1 protein-coding gene is annotated in these 1,057 nt (G+C 46.5%); it reads left to right on the top strand.

Annotated elements, in window-relative coordinates:
* Positions 1 to 62: 62 nt before the first annotated feature.
* A partial coding sequence (locus tag ACTXGO_RS14480) for a GlxA family transcriptional regulator (RefSeq protein ID WP_443575011.1) occupies positions 63 to 1,057 on the top strand: 995 nt, incomplete at its 3' end.

Here is a 1,057-nt window from a genome sequence, read left to right as displayed (position 1 = left end):
ATGACATAATTAAGGTGAAAAAAGACATCCGCTTAGCTATAAGTGCAGAGAGGTTAACTACCATGCCCAGCCAGATACCAAGTCAAAAACCTTTTGAAGTCGTCATTCTTGGATTTGATGGCGTGCTTGGTAGCGTATTGGCAGGGGCGTTAGACTTATTTTCGTTCACTGGAGTCAGTTGGCAGCGCTTTTTGGATTTGGAAGTAGAGCCAAAATTTAGAGTGCAGATCGCAAGTCTTGGCAAACAGGATATCAAATGTAGCAACCGCCTTATAATGCAAGCGCACTGCGATATCACTCACGTGAGTGAGTGTGATTTACTACTTATTCCAACCATTGGCGATTCTATTGATAAAGTATTAAAACAAAATAGCGCCTTGTTGCCACACCTACAACGCCTTGCCAGCACGCGAGCTGATATTGCGAGCAACTGTAGTGGCGCTTTTTTTCTCGCGGCGGCTGGACTACTAGATGGCAAAACCGCCACAACGCATTGGGGTTATGCTAGCAAGTTCAAAAGCGAATACCCACGCGTTGATTTACAAGAAAACCAATTTGTCACTCAATCAGGCAATATATTTTGCGCGGCAGGCGGCAGTGCCTTTTATGATTTGGCGCTACTACTGATCGAGCGCTACTGCGGGCGCGAGGTCTCAACGCAAGTGGCAAAGACGCAAATTATCGATAGTAAACGCGGTAGTCAAAATAGCTATACCAATGTGACGGTTCACAAGTCGCATGCCGATACGCTCGTCAAGCACGTACAGGAATTTATCGAAAGCAGCTTTAATGAGCCGCTACAGGTGAGCGATTTGGCAGCGATGGTCAATGTCACGCCGCGCACCTTGAATAGACGTTTTCAGGCTTGTATAGCGATGCGCCCTATTGAATACATTCAGGCAGTCAGGATTGAGCAGGCCAAGCGTCTATTGGAGTCTGGGCAAGTGACGATCAAATCGCTCGCTTATCAAGTGGGCTATAGCGATATCTCCTCCTTTACCCGTTTGTTTAAACGAGCGACCCAGCTGACGCCAAAAGAATATCAAAACAAGTTTTC

The organism is Psychrobacter sp. T6-1 (genome assembly GCF_052258445.1).
Note: the sequence above shows the minus strand (reverse complement) of the source record. Positions and strands in the feature narration are given on the sequence as shown.